Genomic DNA, 12,625 nt, shown 5'->3' with positions numbered 1-12,625 from the left:
TCGGAGCCCAAGGCGGCGTCGGCCGCTGGGGTCACGACCGACTTGAAGCCGGTGGCAGGGCGGGGGCCGAAGGCCGAACCCACCTCCGCGCCTACGACCGGGGAGAAGCCCGTCGCCGGGCCGGGGGCGCAGGCCGGGGCCAAGGCCGCTCCCGCGCCGGCTGCCAAGCCGGACCTCGGGAAGTCCTCGCCCCCCGCCGCCGCCTCGGCGGCGGCTTCGGCTCCGCCTGAGCCCGCCGCGCAGCGCTCCTCGTCCGCCACGGTCACCACCACGACCGTCCCGCCCGTTCCCGAGCCCACCAAGCAGCAGCCGCTGCCCCCCGAGCCCGCGAACCCCCTCAGGCTCCTCGCGGACCTCACCAACACACCTCCTCCGCCGCAAACGCCCCTGCGCCAGACCCTGCGCAGGTTCAAGATCTGGACGCCGCTCGTCCTGCTCCTTCTGATCCTTTTCGGCGTTGCGCAGATGCTCCGGCCGCTCCCGGAGCCCTCATTGGACCTAACGGCTGCGGACACCTACGCGTTCAAGGGCAGCAAGCCCGAGATGCCGTGGCCCTCCGGCGGTCAGGCCGCGGTCGACATCGCCGGTCTGGGCAGCCTCGGCCGCTTCGGCGACAACAAGCCGCGCCCGATCGCCAGCGTCACCAAGACCATGACGGCGTACCTGATCCTCAAGGATCACCCACTCAAGCCCGGCGAGAAGGGCCCGAGGATCACCGCCGACCAGAAGGCCCAGGAGGACTACGAGAAGGGCTCTGCCGAGAAGGAGTCCGTCATCAAGATCGAGAAGGGCCAGCAGCTCACGGAGTTCGAGGCGCTCGAGGATCTGATGATCCCCTCCGCCAACAACGTCGCCCGGCTGCTCGCCCGCTGGGACTCCGGCTCCGAGAAGGCCTTCGCCGCGAAGATGAACAAGGCGGCCAAGGAGCTGGGCCTGACCCACACCACCTACACCGACCCCAGCGGCCTCGACGCCACGACCGTCAGCACCGCGGCCGACCAGGTGAAGCTGGGCCAGGCGGCCATGGAGAACCCCGTTTTCCGGCAGATCGTGCGCACCGGCCAGATCAACCGGCCCGGCTACAGCAGCCCGATCTTCAACCACAACCTCATCCTGAACCAGGAGGGCGTCATCGGCCTGAAGACCGGCAACAGCACCGCCGCCGGGGCCAACTTCCTCTTCGCCGCGGAGAAGAAGATCGGCGGCACCACCCAGCTGGTCATCGGCGCGGTGCTCGGCCAGCGCGGCTCCGTGCCCGGCCAGACGGCGGCCAACGCGGCGAAGAAGCTGGTCATCGCCGCCCAGGACGCCCTCACCTCCAAGCAGGTGATCAAGAAGGGGCAGGTCGTCGGCCACGTCGACGACGGGCTCGGCACCACCACCCCGGTCGTGGCCACCAAGGACGTCAAGGCCGTCGGCTGGGCGGGCACCGAGGTGAAGCTCAACCTGAAGGCGACGGACGGAACAGTTCCCCAGAAGTCCGCCAAGGGCGACAAGGTCGGCACCCTCACCATCGGCAGCGGTATCGGCCAGGTGAAGGTCCCGGTCACCCTGACCGCCGCCACCGACGAGCCGTCGTTCGGAGCCAGGCTCACCCGGCTGCTGTGACCGCCCGGACCGGCTGACTTCGCGGGTTCGCCGACCTCCCGGACCGGCCCTGGCGAGTTCCTTCAGGGGGACCACTCGCCGGGGCCGGCTCCCGGACGGCGACGGCAATGTCTAGGATCACCGCCCCGGGGGAACGGGATACGGGGGAAACGGGAGGCCACCAGTGATCGTCCTGGCACACATCAGTGATCCGCACTTCGACGGCGGGCCGCGCAGCACCGAGCGTGCCCAGCGCGTCATGGACTACCTCAACGGGCTGTCCGGGCAGGTGGACGCCGTCCTTGTCACCGGGGACATCGCCGACCACGCGCTTCCGGCCGAGTACGAGGAGGCGCGCAAGGTCCTGGCGTCACCGCTGCCGATGATGGTGTGCCCCGGGAACCACGACGCCCGCGAGCCCTTCCGTGAGGCGTTCGCACAGGAAGAGGGCGGCGACGCACCGGTCAACGAGGTGCACCGTGTGGCGGGGGCCGTGTTCGCCGTGTGCGACTCCAGCATCCCCGGCCAGGACGACGGCCACCTCTCGGACGAGACGCTGGAGTGGCTGGAAGGCGTGCTTGCCGGCACGTCCCCGGAGACCCCGGTCTTCGTGTGCTTCCACCACCCGCCGGTGGAACTCCATGTGCCGCACATCGACGGGGTCAGGCAGTTCGGGCAGGAGCGGCTGGCCGCGGTGGCCGCCAGGCACCCGCAGATCGTGGCGTTCCTGGCGGGGCACGCGCACACCCCCGCCGCCACCGTCTTCGCCGGACGCCCGCTGCTCGTGGCGCCCGGTGTGACCTCGACGGTGAACCTGCCGTGGGAGATGGGTGAGGGCGACGGCCCCGTGAACCATGACGCGCCGCCGGCGGTCGCCTTCCACATCCTGGGCGACGACCGCCGGCTGACCACGCATTACCGCTTCATCCCGTAACGCTGCCCTTGCTCCTCGGGCGCCCTTCAGGTCGTTGGCAGCCCAGGTCGTTGTCGGCTCCGGTCCTCGTCAGCCGAGGTCGTAGACGGTGGCACCGCCGATGGTCTTCGCCGTGAAGTTCGCCGTGACCCAGGAGCTGATCTGCGAGGAGGCGGAGTTCTGGCCGCCGCCGGGTCCGCCGGCGCCGCCCGCGATGAAGTAGTGGATCTTCCCGGCGGTGACGAGCCGTTTGAACTGCTCGAGGGTCGGCGACGGGTCGGTGCCGTTGAAGCCGCCGATGGACATGACCGGGTCGCCGGTCGCGAGCTGGTATCCGGAGGCGTTCTGCGAGCCGATGGCCGCCGCCACCCAGGTGTACGAGCCGCTGTCCTTTTTCAGTGCGGCGATGAGCGCGCTGCTGGGCCTGCTGCCGCTGATCAGCCCGCCCATGCCGCCGGGTCCGCCCGGGCCCTGCTGTCCGCCCGGACCGCCCTGGGCCCCCTGGCCCGGCCGGCCCGGTTGGCCTCCCTGTCCTGGTCCCTGGCCCGGTCCTGGGGCCTGCGGAAGGCTCCCATTGCCCCCGGGCTGCTGTCCCTGACCTCCCGGCAGACCCCGGCCCTGTCCCTGTCCCTGTCCTTGTCCCTGGCCCTGTCCCTGCGTGGGTCCCTGGCCCTGCTCCTGTCCGGGCGGGCCGCCGAACCAGCCGCCGAACGGGCCGCCGCCGGGTCCGCCCCGGCCACCTGGACCCCCGAAGCCACCGCGCACGCTCGGCCCCGCGGTCGGGAGCGAACCGCTGTGCGCGGTGGCCGCCGTGCTCAGGGAGTACGCGGTCGGTCCCGCCAGCACCGTGACCAGCCCCGCGCACGCGATCACCCAAGCGATGCGACGTCCCTTCAGCCGCCCCACCGCCAGCAGGGCGAACGCCGCCACCAGGCCGCCGACGAGAACGGTGTAGCGCAGCCAGGGGTTCCAGTCGGCGCTGCGGCCGAGCAGGACATGGGCCCAGACCGCGGTCCCCGCCGTGACGGCCGCGAGGGTGAGCGCCGCCGCCGGATGCCGCCGAGCCCGCCACAGTGTCACCGCGCCCATGCCGAAGACCGCGGCGATCCCCGGAGCGAGGGCCACGTTGTAGTACTGGTGGAAGATGCCCTGCATATAGCTGAAGACCAGCCAGTGGGTCAGCAGCCAGCCGCCCCAGAGCAGGAACGCGGCGCGGGTCGCGCTGGCGCGCTCCAGCTTCCGGGTCGTCCACAGGCCGACGACGAGCAGGATCAGCGACGCGGGCAGCAGCCACGCGATGTGGCCGCCCATGTCCGAGTCGAACAGCCGCCCGATCCCCGTCTCTCCCCAGCGGCCGCCCTGCCCGCCGCCACCGCCGCCGCCGACGCTGCCGGTCTCGTTCCCGCTGAGCCGCCCCAGGCCGTTGTAGCCGAGGGTGAGCTCCAGGACGCTGTTGTGCTGCGAGCCGCCGATGTAGGGGCGTGAGCCCGAAGGCCACAGCTCGACCAGCGCGATCCACCAGCCCGCCGAGACGACGAGGGCGAGCGCGGCGAGCAGGAGTTGCCCGATCCTGCGCCAGATCCCGTTCGGCGCGCAGACGAGGTACACCAGCGCGAAGACGGGCAGGACGAGGAACGCCTGGAGCATCTTGGCCAGGAACGCGAAGCCGACACACGTTCCGGCCAGGACCAGCCAGCCGGTCCTGCCGTTCTCGACCGCCCGCAGCACCGCGTACGCGCCCAGGGTGAGCAGGAGGACGAGGAGCGCGTCGGGGTTGTTGAAGCGGAACATCAGCGCGGCGACCGGGGTGAGCGCGAGCGCGGCACCCGCGATGAGCCCGGCGGCGGCGCCGAACCGCCTGCGGACGGCGGCGTACAGCACGCCCACGGTGGCCACGCCCATCAGCGCCTGCGGCACCAGCAGGCTCCAGGAGTTGACGCCGAAGACCCGGGCGGACAGCGCCATCACCCACAGGGAGGCGGGGGTCTTGTCGACGGTGATGGAGTTCGCGGCGTCGGACGATCCGAACAGGAACGCCTTCCAGCTCTGGCTGCCGGCCTGGACGGCCGCGGAGTAGAAGGCGTTGGCCCAGCCGGAGGCGCTCAGATCCCACAGGTACAGCACCGCGGTGAGGGCGAGGAGGGCGAACAGCGCGGGGCGGGCCCAGCGGGGGTCGTCGCCGCCCGGCGGTGGCTCGGCGTGGTGCCGGGAGTGTGCTGGGGGCTGCGACGGCGGCTGCGGCTGCGGTTGGTGCGGGGAGGCGGGCAGGGTGGCGGTCATCGGGGCGTCCTGGCGTTCGTTGAAATGGGGCCGGTCTTCGTTGTGAAGATCCAGGCGCGGAAGAGCAGGAACCGGGCCAGGGTCGAGGCGAGGTTCGCCGCGACGAGGACGGTGAGCTCGGCGGCGCGGCCGGGCGCCGGGTCCAGGGCGTGCAGCACGGCGAGGGAGCCACTGGTCACGCCGAGGCCCAGAAAGAAGACCGCGAGGCCCTGCGCCTGGTGGCGGGCGGCCCGGGACCTGCCGCGCACGCCGAAGGTCAGACGGCGGTTGGCCGCGGTATTGCCGACGGCCGTGAGCAGGAGCGCCAGCGCGTTGGCCGTCTGCGGTCCCACGGCGCCGCGCAGGAGCACGTAGAGCAGGAGATACGCGAGGGTGCTCACGGCCCCGACGGCGGCGAACCGAACGAGTTGGCGGCCCAGCCCCGTCGGCACCTGGTCGGGATCGTGTTCGTAGGGGCCGTCCTCGCGGTGCAGACCGCTCAGCGGCAGCCGTCCTCGGGCCAGGGCCCGGCCGAGGCGGGCTATGCCCTTGAGGTCGGCCACGGCGGTGGCGACGATGTCGACCCGGCTGTCGGGGTCGTCCACCCAGTCGACCGGCACCTCGTGGATGCGCAGCCCGGCCCGTTCGGCGAGCACCAGCATCTCGGTGTCGAAGAACCAGCCGGTGTCCTCGACCATCGGCAGCAGCCGCTCGGCGACGTCCTTGCGGATCGCCTTGAACCCGCACTGGGCGTCGGAGAAGCGGGTGGCCAGGGTGCCGCGCAGGATGAGGTTGTAGGCGCGCGAGACCATCTCCCGCTTGGGCCCGCGGACCACCCGGGAGCCGCGGGAGAGGCGGGAGCCGATCGCCAGGTCCGAGTGGCCCGAGATCAGCGGGGCGACGAGCGGCAGCAACGCGGCGAGGTCGGTGGACAGGTCCACGTCCATGTAGGCGAGCACGGGTGCGTCGGAGGTGGACCAGACGTGGTGCAGCGCCCGGCCGCGGCCCTTCTGCGGCAGATGGACGGCGGCGACCTCGGGCAGCGCCTGCTCGAGCGCCGCGGCAACCCGGGCGGTGGCGTCGGTGCTGGCGTTGTCGGCGACGGTGATGCGAAAGGGGTAGGGGAACGAGGTGCGCAGGTGCTCGTGCAGCCGTCGCACGCACGCCTCGAGGTCCGCCTGCTCGTTGTAGACCGGGACCACCACATCCAGAACGGCGGTGTGACGGCTGGTCGGCACGTGTTCGCGGGCGGGCAGCGTGGCCGCCTGCCGCGGAAGGATCTGGGTCAGGATCTCCATGACCCGAGACTTCCGGCGGGGGCTGTGCGGTCCGTGTGGTGTACCTGTGGGGCGGCTGTGAGTGCGAGCGTGTTTCGGGGCGCGGGTCGGGGGCGCGGTGGCGCGTGGTCGGCAGGCTCAGTGGGCAGCGGACTGAGTGGTCGGCAGGCTCAGTGGGCGGCGGTCCCAGTGGTCGGCGGCCTCAGTGAGGGGCGGTCTCAGCAGGCGGCAGGCTCAGTGGACGGCGGTCTCAGTGGGCGGCGGGCAGCCGGACGGAGAAGACCGTGCTGCCGGGGGAACTGGTCACGTGGACCGTTCCTCCATGGGCCTCGACAACGGCCGAGACGATGGCCAGGCCCAGGCCGGTGCTCCCGGCCGCGCGGGAGCGCGAGGAGTCGCCGCGGGTGAACCGTTCGAACACACGCGGCAGGACGTCCGGGGGGACGCCGGGTCCGTCGTCGGCGACGCTCAGCACCACCTCGTCACCCTCACGGCGCACCGACGCGGTCACCCACGTGCCCGGCGGGGTGTGGGTGCGGGCGTTGGCGAGGAGGTTCACCAGCACCTGGTACAGGCGCGCGGAGTCCGCCTCGACCAACGCCGAGGGCTCGTCGGGCACGTCGAGCCGCCAGTGGTGGTCAGGCCCCGCCGCGCGGGCGTCACTGAGGGCGTCGATCACGAGGGGGACGGGGTCGACACGTGCGCTCTCCACCGGCCGCCCGGAGTCCAGGCGGGCGAGCAGGAGGAGGTCCTCCACGAGGGAGGTCATCCGGGTGGCCTCGGACTCGATCCGGCGCAGCGCGTGGGCGGTGTCGCGGGGGACCGGTTCATGGCCGCGCCGGGTGAGTTCGGCGTACCCGCGGATGGAGGCGAGCGGCGTGCGCAGCTCATGGCTGGCGTCGGCGACGAACCGCCGTATCCGTGTCTCGCTCGCGTGCCGGGCGGTGAGGGCGGCGCCGACGTGGTCGAGGAGCCGGTTCAACGAGGCCCCGACCTGGCCGACCTCGGTGCGGGGGTCGGTGTCGGCGGCGGGCACCCGTTCCAGCTCGGCGACCTCGCCCTCGTGCAGGGTCTGCTCGGAGACGCGGGTGGCCGTCCCGGCGACGCGGCGCAGCGGGCGCAGGGCCAGCCGGACGATGGCGGCCCCGGCCAGGCCCGCCACGATCAGGCCGGCGACCGCGACCACCACCTCCACCCCGACGACCCGGCCGACGGTGTCCTGCACGGGCTTCATGGGCAGGCCGGTGATGATCACCTCACCGGTGGCGTCGGGAACCGCGATCAGCCGGTAGTCGCCGAGGCCCGGCACGCCCCGGGTGTGCGGGTCGAAGTCCGGGGACACATTCGCCACGGCGACCGCCTGCTGGGCGGACAGGCCCTTGAGCGTGGGCGGGACGGCGCCGTTGAGCACCCCGGCGGCCTCCACCCCGCCGTTCGGCTGCAGGCGCATCCCGAGGGCGCGCGGGTCGATGCCGGGGCCCTGGAGGAAGCCGAGGAGGGAGTGGTCGGGGTGGGGCAGGTTCGGGTCGAACGACGCCTGCGCCCTTCGGCCGGCGTCCTCGACCCGGTGGTCGAGCTCGTCCATGAGGAACGCCTGGATGGCGAAGGTCGACACCACGGCGATCACCGTGAGCACGACCGCGAGCATGGCGATGGAGGACAGGACCAGCCGGGTGCGCAGGGGCCGCCCGCTCCACCAGCGCTTCACGGCGTCGTCTTGGCCGGCTTGAGGACGTAGCCCGCCCCGCGCATCGTGTGGATCATCGGCTCCCGCCCGGCGTCCACCTTGCGGCGCAGATAGGAGATGTAGAGCTCGACCACATTGGCTTGGCCGCCGAAGTCGTACGACCAGACGCGGTCGAGGATCTGCGCCTTGCTGAGCACCCGGCGGGGGTTGCGCATGAGGTAGCGCAGCAGTTCGAACTCGGTCGCGGTGAGATGGATCGCCTCGCCGCCGCGGTGAACCTCGCGGCTGTCCTCGTCGAGGGTGAGGTCGCCGACGGCCAGCAGGGAGTCCGGGCGCGCGGACGCGGCCCCGGAGCGGCGCAGCAGTCCCCGCAGCCGGGCGACCACCTCCTCCAGGCTGAACGGCTTGGTCACATAGTCGTCCCCGCCCGCGGTGAGCCCGGCGATACGGTCCTCGACGGCGTCCTTGGCGGTGAGGAAGAGCACCGGCAGGTCGGGGGTGTCGTAGCGGATCCGCTGCATCACCTCGAGCCCGTCGAAGTCCGGCAGCATGATGTCGAGGACCACGGCGTCGGGCCGGAAGTCCCGGGCGGCGCGGACCGCCGCCACCCCGCTCTCGGCCGAGCGGACCTCCCAGCCCTCGTAGCGCAGCGCCATGGAGAGCAGATCGGCGAGCGACGCCTCGTCGTCCACGACCAGCACTCTCAGCGGACTCCCATCGGCTCGCCGCAGCCCCCCGGCGCCGGTCGCGGGCGCCCGGGCCGGGGCGGAACGGGGGTCGGGAGGAGTGTCGGGGGCCATCGCTGTCATGTTTCCACGGTGGCGCCGGAGTCTGTGCCCCGGCTGAGCCGTTTCTGTGAATCCCCTGTGAGCCGCGCGCCCGCCGCGCCACCGCCCCGCGCCGCCCGGCGACATCGCCGTGTCCGCTACGCTGTCTGCTGGGACGGCCCCGGCAGCGGGGACCATCCAGCCATGGGCATCAGCATCAGTGGCCTCAGTAGCTCAGGGGATAGAGCACCGCTCTCCTAAAGCGGGTGTCGCAGGTTCGAATCCTGCCTGGGGCACAGGCCCGAACGCCCCGGACCGATCATGGTCCGGGGCGTTTTGACGTGGTCTTGGATCGATGCTCCTGCGTCGGATGCCGGTCGGCGGCCCGGACGATCGTCCACGGGCGCATCGGGTCGTCGTCTTCGTGTTCGAGCATCGGAATTGGAGACCTCTCACTTGCTCGAACGCTCCGGCGGGCGTTCCGCGGCCGAGACCTCTATGATCTCCTTGCGGAAGAACGCCGGGCGCATCGCGCGGTAGATCAGCATCAGGATCGCGCCCAGCAGGAGGGCTCCGATGCCGGTGACGAAGACGCCGCCGAGGTGCCAGTGGGGCGGGAAGGGGAGCGTCCAGGAGGTGCTGCCGTAGTCGGCCTCGCCGTACACGACGCAGGCGTCGATGAAGAAGTACAGCAGCAGCACGCCGCCCAGGCCCGGCATGATGCCCTTCGTCCACAGGTCGCGGGCGCTGCGGGTGAGGACCTTGCGGTAGTACCAGACGCAGGCGAAGCCCGTGAGTCCGTAGTAGAAGGCGATCATCAGGCCGATGGAGCCGATGGAGTCCGCCAGGACGTTCTCGCTCACCCTCGTCAGCACCACGTAGAAGGCGATCGAGGCCAGCCCCATGCCGATCGTGGACCACGTCGGGGTCAGGTGGCGGCGGTGGATGCGGGCGAAGTGGCTGGGGATCGCCTTGAACGCCGCCATCGACAGCGTGGTGCGGGCGGTCGGCAGGATCGTGGTCTGGGTGGACGCCGCGGCGGACGTGAGCACCATGAGGATCAGCAGCTTGGACAGGAACCACCCGAAGCCCGTCGAGCCGAAGATCTCGCTGCCGAGGTTGGACAGGACGTCGTCCGCGTTGTCCGGGTTGGCGAGGCCGATGCCCTTGTCCCCGACTCCGGCGAAGGACAGCGCGGAGGTGGTGACCAGCAGGTACACCAGCAGGAGCAGGACGGTGGAGATGACCGCGGCGCGGCCTGGGGTGCGGTCCCTGTCGGCGGTCTCCTCGTTCACCGAGACGCAGGTGTCCCAGCCCCAGTAGATGAAGACAGCGGCGAGGACGCCCTTGGTGAGGGCGTCGACCGAGCTGATCTCGGCGGGGTTGAACCACGACCAGTCGAGTTGGTGGGCCGTGGACGGCGCCGTGCCCCCGTACACCTTGGCCAGTGCCGTGATGCCGAGCACGAAGAGCATGACGACCTCGATGCTCAGCAGCACCTTCTGCACATTCGCGGACACCTCGATGCCGACGTAGCAGATCCAGGTCATCAGGGCGATCCAGATCACGCCGGCCACCGTCGTCCACAGGGCGCTGTCGGCCAGGCCGTTGGCGCCCACGAGCTGGTATCCGTACTGTCCGGCGACCTGGGCGAGGTTGGCCATGACGATGATGTCGGCGGCGACGATGCCCCAGCCGCCCATCCAGCCGGTGTGCGGGCCGAACGCGCGGGAGGCCCAGGTGAAGGTGGTGCCGCAGTCGGGGTCGGCCTGGTTGAGTTCCTTGTAGCCGTAGGCGATCAGGAACATCGGGACGAAGCCCAGGATGATGATGATCGGCGACTGCAGCCCGACGCCGACGACGATGATGCCGAGGGTCGCGGCGAGGCTGTACGCGGGTGCCGTGGACGCCAGGCCGATCACGACGCTCGAGACCAGCCCCAGGGCGCCGTGCTTGAGGCCCTTGCCTCCGGTCTCCAGCGGCGGGACCTGCGGAGGTTCCGTGGCGGGTGGGGGGTCAACAGAACCCATGACGGCCCTCCGCTCCGAGGCGTGGAGGTGGTCCCAACTTCTGTCCTTGTACGTCCCACTTCGTACGTTCATCTTCAATGATCGGTGCGTACCGCCAGTCGTCAACCGAAGGACCGCTCTGTTCCGTCAGGCGGAACATGCACGGAGGGAACGTGCGCTCCCGCGGACCCCTGGGCACGGCGGCGGATACGGCGGCGGGCACGGCGGCGGACGCGGCGGTCGCATCGAGGCGGCCGGCACGTGGGCCGGCAAGGGGGCCCACTAGGGGGCCATTAGGGGTCATGGCCGGTGGCGACGGGAAGGGACATGACTGCCGAGGAGATGACTGCCGAGGTGAGGTGCGGTGATCCGGCTTCCTCGAGTCGCGCTTCCTGGGCATGCTGGGGGCGCTCGACAGCTCAACACCTTGCCCCAGCCGGACCAGAGCACCGCGTGCGCCACCCCCACGCCCAAACGCTCCTGGGGTCCGCCGACCTCGAGGAGTCACCATGGACGGCGCCGCCAACCCAGCCGCCGGGTCAGCCGCAAACCCCTCAGCCGACCCGGCCGCAAACCCGCCCCCCGGCGCGGCTCCCGCCCGTTACCCCACGGTGGACGAGGCCGCCCACGCCGCCCGTGAACTGGCCCGCAGCCACCCTGACCTGTGCCGCCTGCGCCGCGTCGGCACCTCCCGCAAGGGACAGCCGCTGCTCCTGCTGTCCGTGGGCCGCGGCCGTCGCGACGTCCTCGTCGTCGCCGGGGCGCACGCCAATGAGCCCGTCGGAGGCGCCACCGTGCTGCGGCTCGCCGCGTGGGTCACGGGCGACGAGGCGCTGCGCTCGGACACGGCCTGGCACTTCCTGCTCTGCCTCGACCCCGACGGGGCACGGCTCAACGAGGCGTGGGTACGGGGGCCGTTCACGCTCGGCGGCTACCACCGGCGGTTCTACCGGCCGCCGTTCGCCGAGCAGCCGGAGTGGCTTCCCGCCGGGGGCGCGGCCGCTCTGGCCCAGGGGCTGCCGGAGACGCGCGCCCTCGTCTCCGTGATCGACGAACTGCGGCCGTTCCTTCAGTGCTCGCTGCACGGGGCCGACATCGGCGGCGGCTTCGTCCAGCTGACCCGGGACATACCCGGGCTCGCGGAGCGGGTCGGGGAGTGGGCGGCGCGGCTGCGGGTGCCGCTGGACGTCGGGTCCTACGACGCCTTCCACTGGCTCGAGGCGGGAGCGGGCGTCTATGTGATGCCCCCGCCCGGCAGCTATGAGCCGTTCTCGCACCTGACGGACAGCGCCGTCGCCTCGACCTGGTTCCATCCGCACACCTACGGCACGGTGACCGCCGTCGTGGAGGCACCGATGTGGGGGGTCGAACGGGTCACGGACCCCGAGCTGTGCTCCGACCCCGCGGCGTCGCTGCGCCACGCGAGCGAGGTGATCCTCGGCGGCGGTCTGCTCGTCGCCGAACTCCTCGAGCGGGCACGGCCGTTCCTGCTCGAAGGGAGCGGCTCCGCGCTCGCGGCCGTGGAGGAGTACCTCGCCGTGTCCTCCGGGCTGGCGCAGGAGTGGGACCCGGGCCGGGAGCGCAGCAGGGCCCGCCCGATGCCGGTGCTCAACGAGGCCAGGGCCGCGTCCCTGCTGCTGTTGGCGCGCCGGGTGCCCCTGCGGGCGGCCGCGCTGCTGCGGCAGGCGGTGGGGGAGTGCGGGGCGCGCGCCGAGCTGGGGGAGTTCATCGCGCGCTGGTGCACCGCCTGCGAGGGGGAGTTCGAGCCGCGCTGGGTTCCGGTGGAGTGTCAGGTCGAGCACCAGGCGCGTGCCGTCGTCTCGGCATTCGAGCAGCTGGATGCAATGGGGAATGCAAAGAATTCCTCGAGCTCCAGCAAAGTGAAATGAAATGCTCCAGATTCGGTCGAGCCCTACTTGACTAATTCATGCCGGCCCTGGCACTGGGTTCCCAACCCCCGTATGGTCCGACTCATGTCGAATGGCGCGAGGGCTGACAAGCAGTTGGGCGTCGGCGGTGCTGGCGCGAGCACGACGCAGGATGCCGATCCGCGTCGGTGGTTGATGTTGCCGGTGTTGTTGTCGGCGATGTTCATGGCGCAGTTCGATTTGTATGTGGTGAATGTG

Annotated in this window: 7 protein-coding genes, 1 tRNA gene and 1 pseudogene; 4 read left to right on the top strand and 5 right to left on the bottom strand. The window is 71.6% G+C overall.

Annotated features, from left to right (window positions below; translation table 11 throughout):
• Both IEY86_RS34900 and IEY86_RS34895 read left to right on the top strand, forming a co-directional pair.
• Nucleotides 1–1,608, top strand: a pseudogene (locus IEY86_RS34900) (hypothetical protein); the annotation flags it as partial.
• 163 nt (nt 1,609–1,771) lie between these two features.
• Nucleotides 1,772–2,521, top strand: a complete 750-nt coding sequence (locus tag IEY86_RS34895; RefSeq protein ID WP_189135925.1) for a phosphodiesterase — start codon at nt 1,772–1,774, stop codon at nt 2,519–2,521.
• A gap of 69 nt (nt 2,522–2,590) precedes the next feature.
• Here the strand turns inward: IEY86_RS34895 and IEY86_RS34890 are convergent, their stop codons facing one another.
• From IEY86_RS34890 to IEY86_RS34875, 4 genes are all read right to left on the bottom strand, one after another.
• Entirely contained in the window at nt 2,591–4,780 is a 2,190-nt protein-coding gene (locus IEY86_RS34890; protein ID WP_189135924.1) for an ArnT family glycosyltransferase, read from the bottom strand.
• A complete protein-coding gene (locus IEY86_RS34885) occupies nt 4,777–6,057 on the bottom strand; it encodes a bifunctional glycosyltransferase family 2/GtrA family protein (RefSeq protein WP_189135923.1) in 1,281 nt (426 codons plus the stop codon). Before IEY86_RS34885 ends, IEY86_RS34890 begins: the two co-directional genes overlap by 4 nt.
• A gap of 229 nt (nt 6,058–6,286) precedes the next feature.
• Nucleotides 6,287–7,744 carry a sensor histidine kinase gene (locus IEY86_RS34880; RefSeq protein ID WP_308425199.1) on the bottom strand — a complete coding sequence of 486 codons (1,458 nt, stop codon included), beginning with the start codon at nt 7,742–7,744 and terminating at the stop codon, nt 6,287–6,289.
• Nucleotides 7,741–8,532: a response regulator transcription factor gene (locus tag IEY86_RS34875; protein ID WP_189135922.1), complete on the bottom strand. Its 792-nt coding sequence runs from the start codon at nt 8,530–8,532 to the stop codon at nt 7,741–7,743. The genes IEY86_RS34880 and IEY86_RS34875 overlap by 4 nt, the downstream gene beginning before the upstream one ends.
• 181 nt (nt 8,533–8,713) lie before the next feature.
• Between IEY86_RS34875 and IEY86_RS34870 the strand changes: the two genes are divergently transcribed.
• Nucleotides 8,714–8,786, top strand: a tRNA-Arg gene (locus IEY86_RS34870).
• Nucleotides 8,787–8,942: 156 nt separating this feature from the next.
• Here the strand turns inward: IEY86_RS34870 and IEY86_RS34865 are convergent.
• Nucleotides 8,943–10,520, bottom strand: coding sequence for an APC family permease (locus tag IEY86_RS34865; RefSeq protein ID WP_189135921.1), 1,578 nt, complete (start codon nt 10,518–10,520; stop codon nt 8,943–8,945).
• A 488-nt stretch (nt 10,521–11,008) separates the two neighbouring features.
• Here IEY86_RS34865 and IEY86_RS34860 point away from each other — a divergent pair, with 488 nt between their 5' ends.
• Complete coding sequence (locus tag IEY86_RS34860) at nt 11,009–12,388, top strand: M14 family zinc carboxypeptidase (RefSeq protein ID WP_189135920.1); 1,380 nt, start codon at nt 11,009–11,011, stop codon at nt 12,386–12,388.
• The last annotated feature ends 237 nt before the right edge of the window (nt 12,389–12,625 follow it).

Origin of the sequence: Wenjunlia tyrosinilytica (assembly GCF_014646055.1) — a bacterium.
Lineage (GTDB): Bacteria > Actinomycetota > Actinomycetes > Streptomycetales > Streptomycetaceae > Wenjunlia > Wenjunlia tyrosinilytica.
This window is presented reverse-complemented; position numbering and strand designations above follow the sequence as displayed.

What these genes read in the sequence shown, in the direction of transcription:
- IEY86_RS34885 (WP_189135923.1), bottom strand. Translation starts at nt 6,057, where the DNA reads ATGGAGATCCTGACCCAGATCCTTCCGCGGCAGGCGGCCACGCTGCCC.
- IEY86_RS34890 (WP_189135924.1), bottom strand. Translation starts at nt 4,780, where the DNA reads ATGACCGCCACCCTGCCCGCCTCCCCGCACCAACCGCAGCCGCAGCCG.
- IEY86_RS34860 (WP_189135920.1), top strand. Translation starts at nt 11,009, where the DNA reads ATGGACGGCGCCGCCAACCCAGCCGCCGGGTCAGCCGCAAACCCCTCA.
- IEY86_RS34875 (WP_189135922.1), bottom strand. Translation starts at nt 8,532, where the DNA reads ATGACAGCGATGGCCCCCGACACTCCTCCCGACCCCCGTTCCGCCCCG.
- IEY86_RS34865 (WP_189135921.1), bottom strand. Translation starts at nt 10,520, where the DNA reads ATGGGTTCTGTTGACCCCCCACCCGCCACGGAACCTCCGCAGGTCCCG.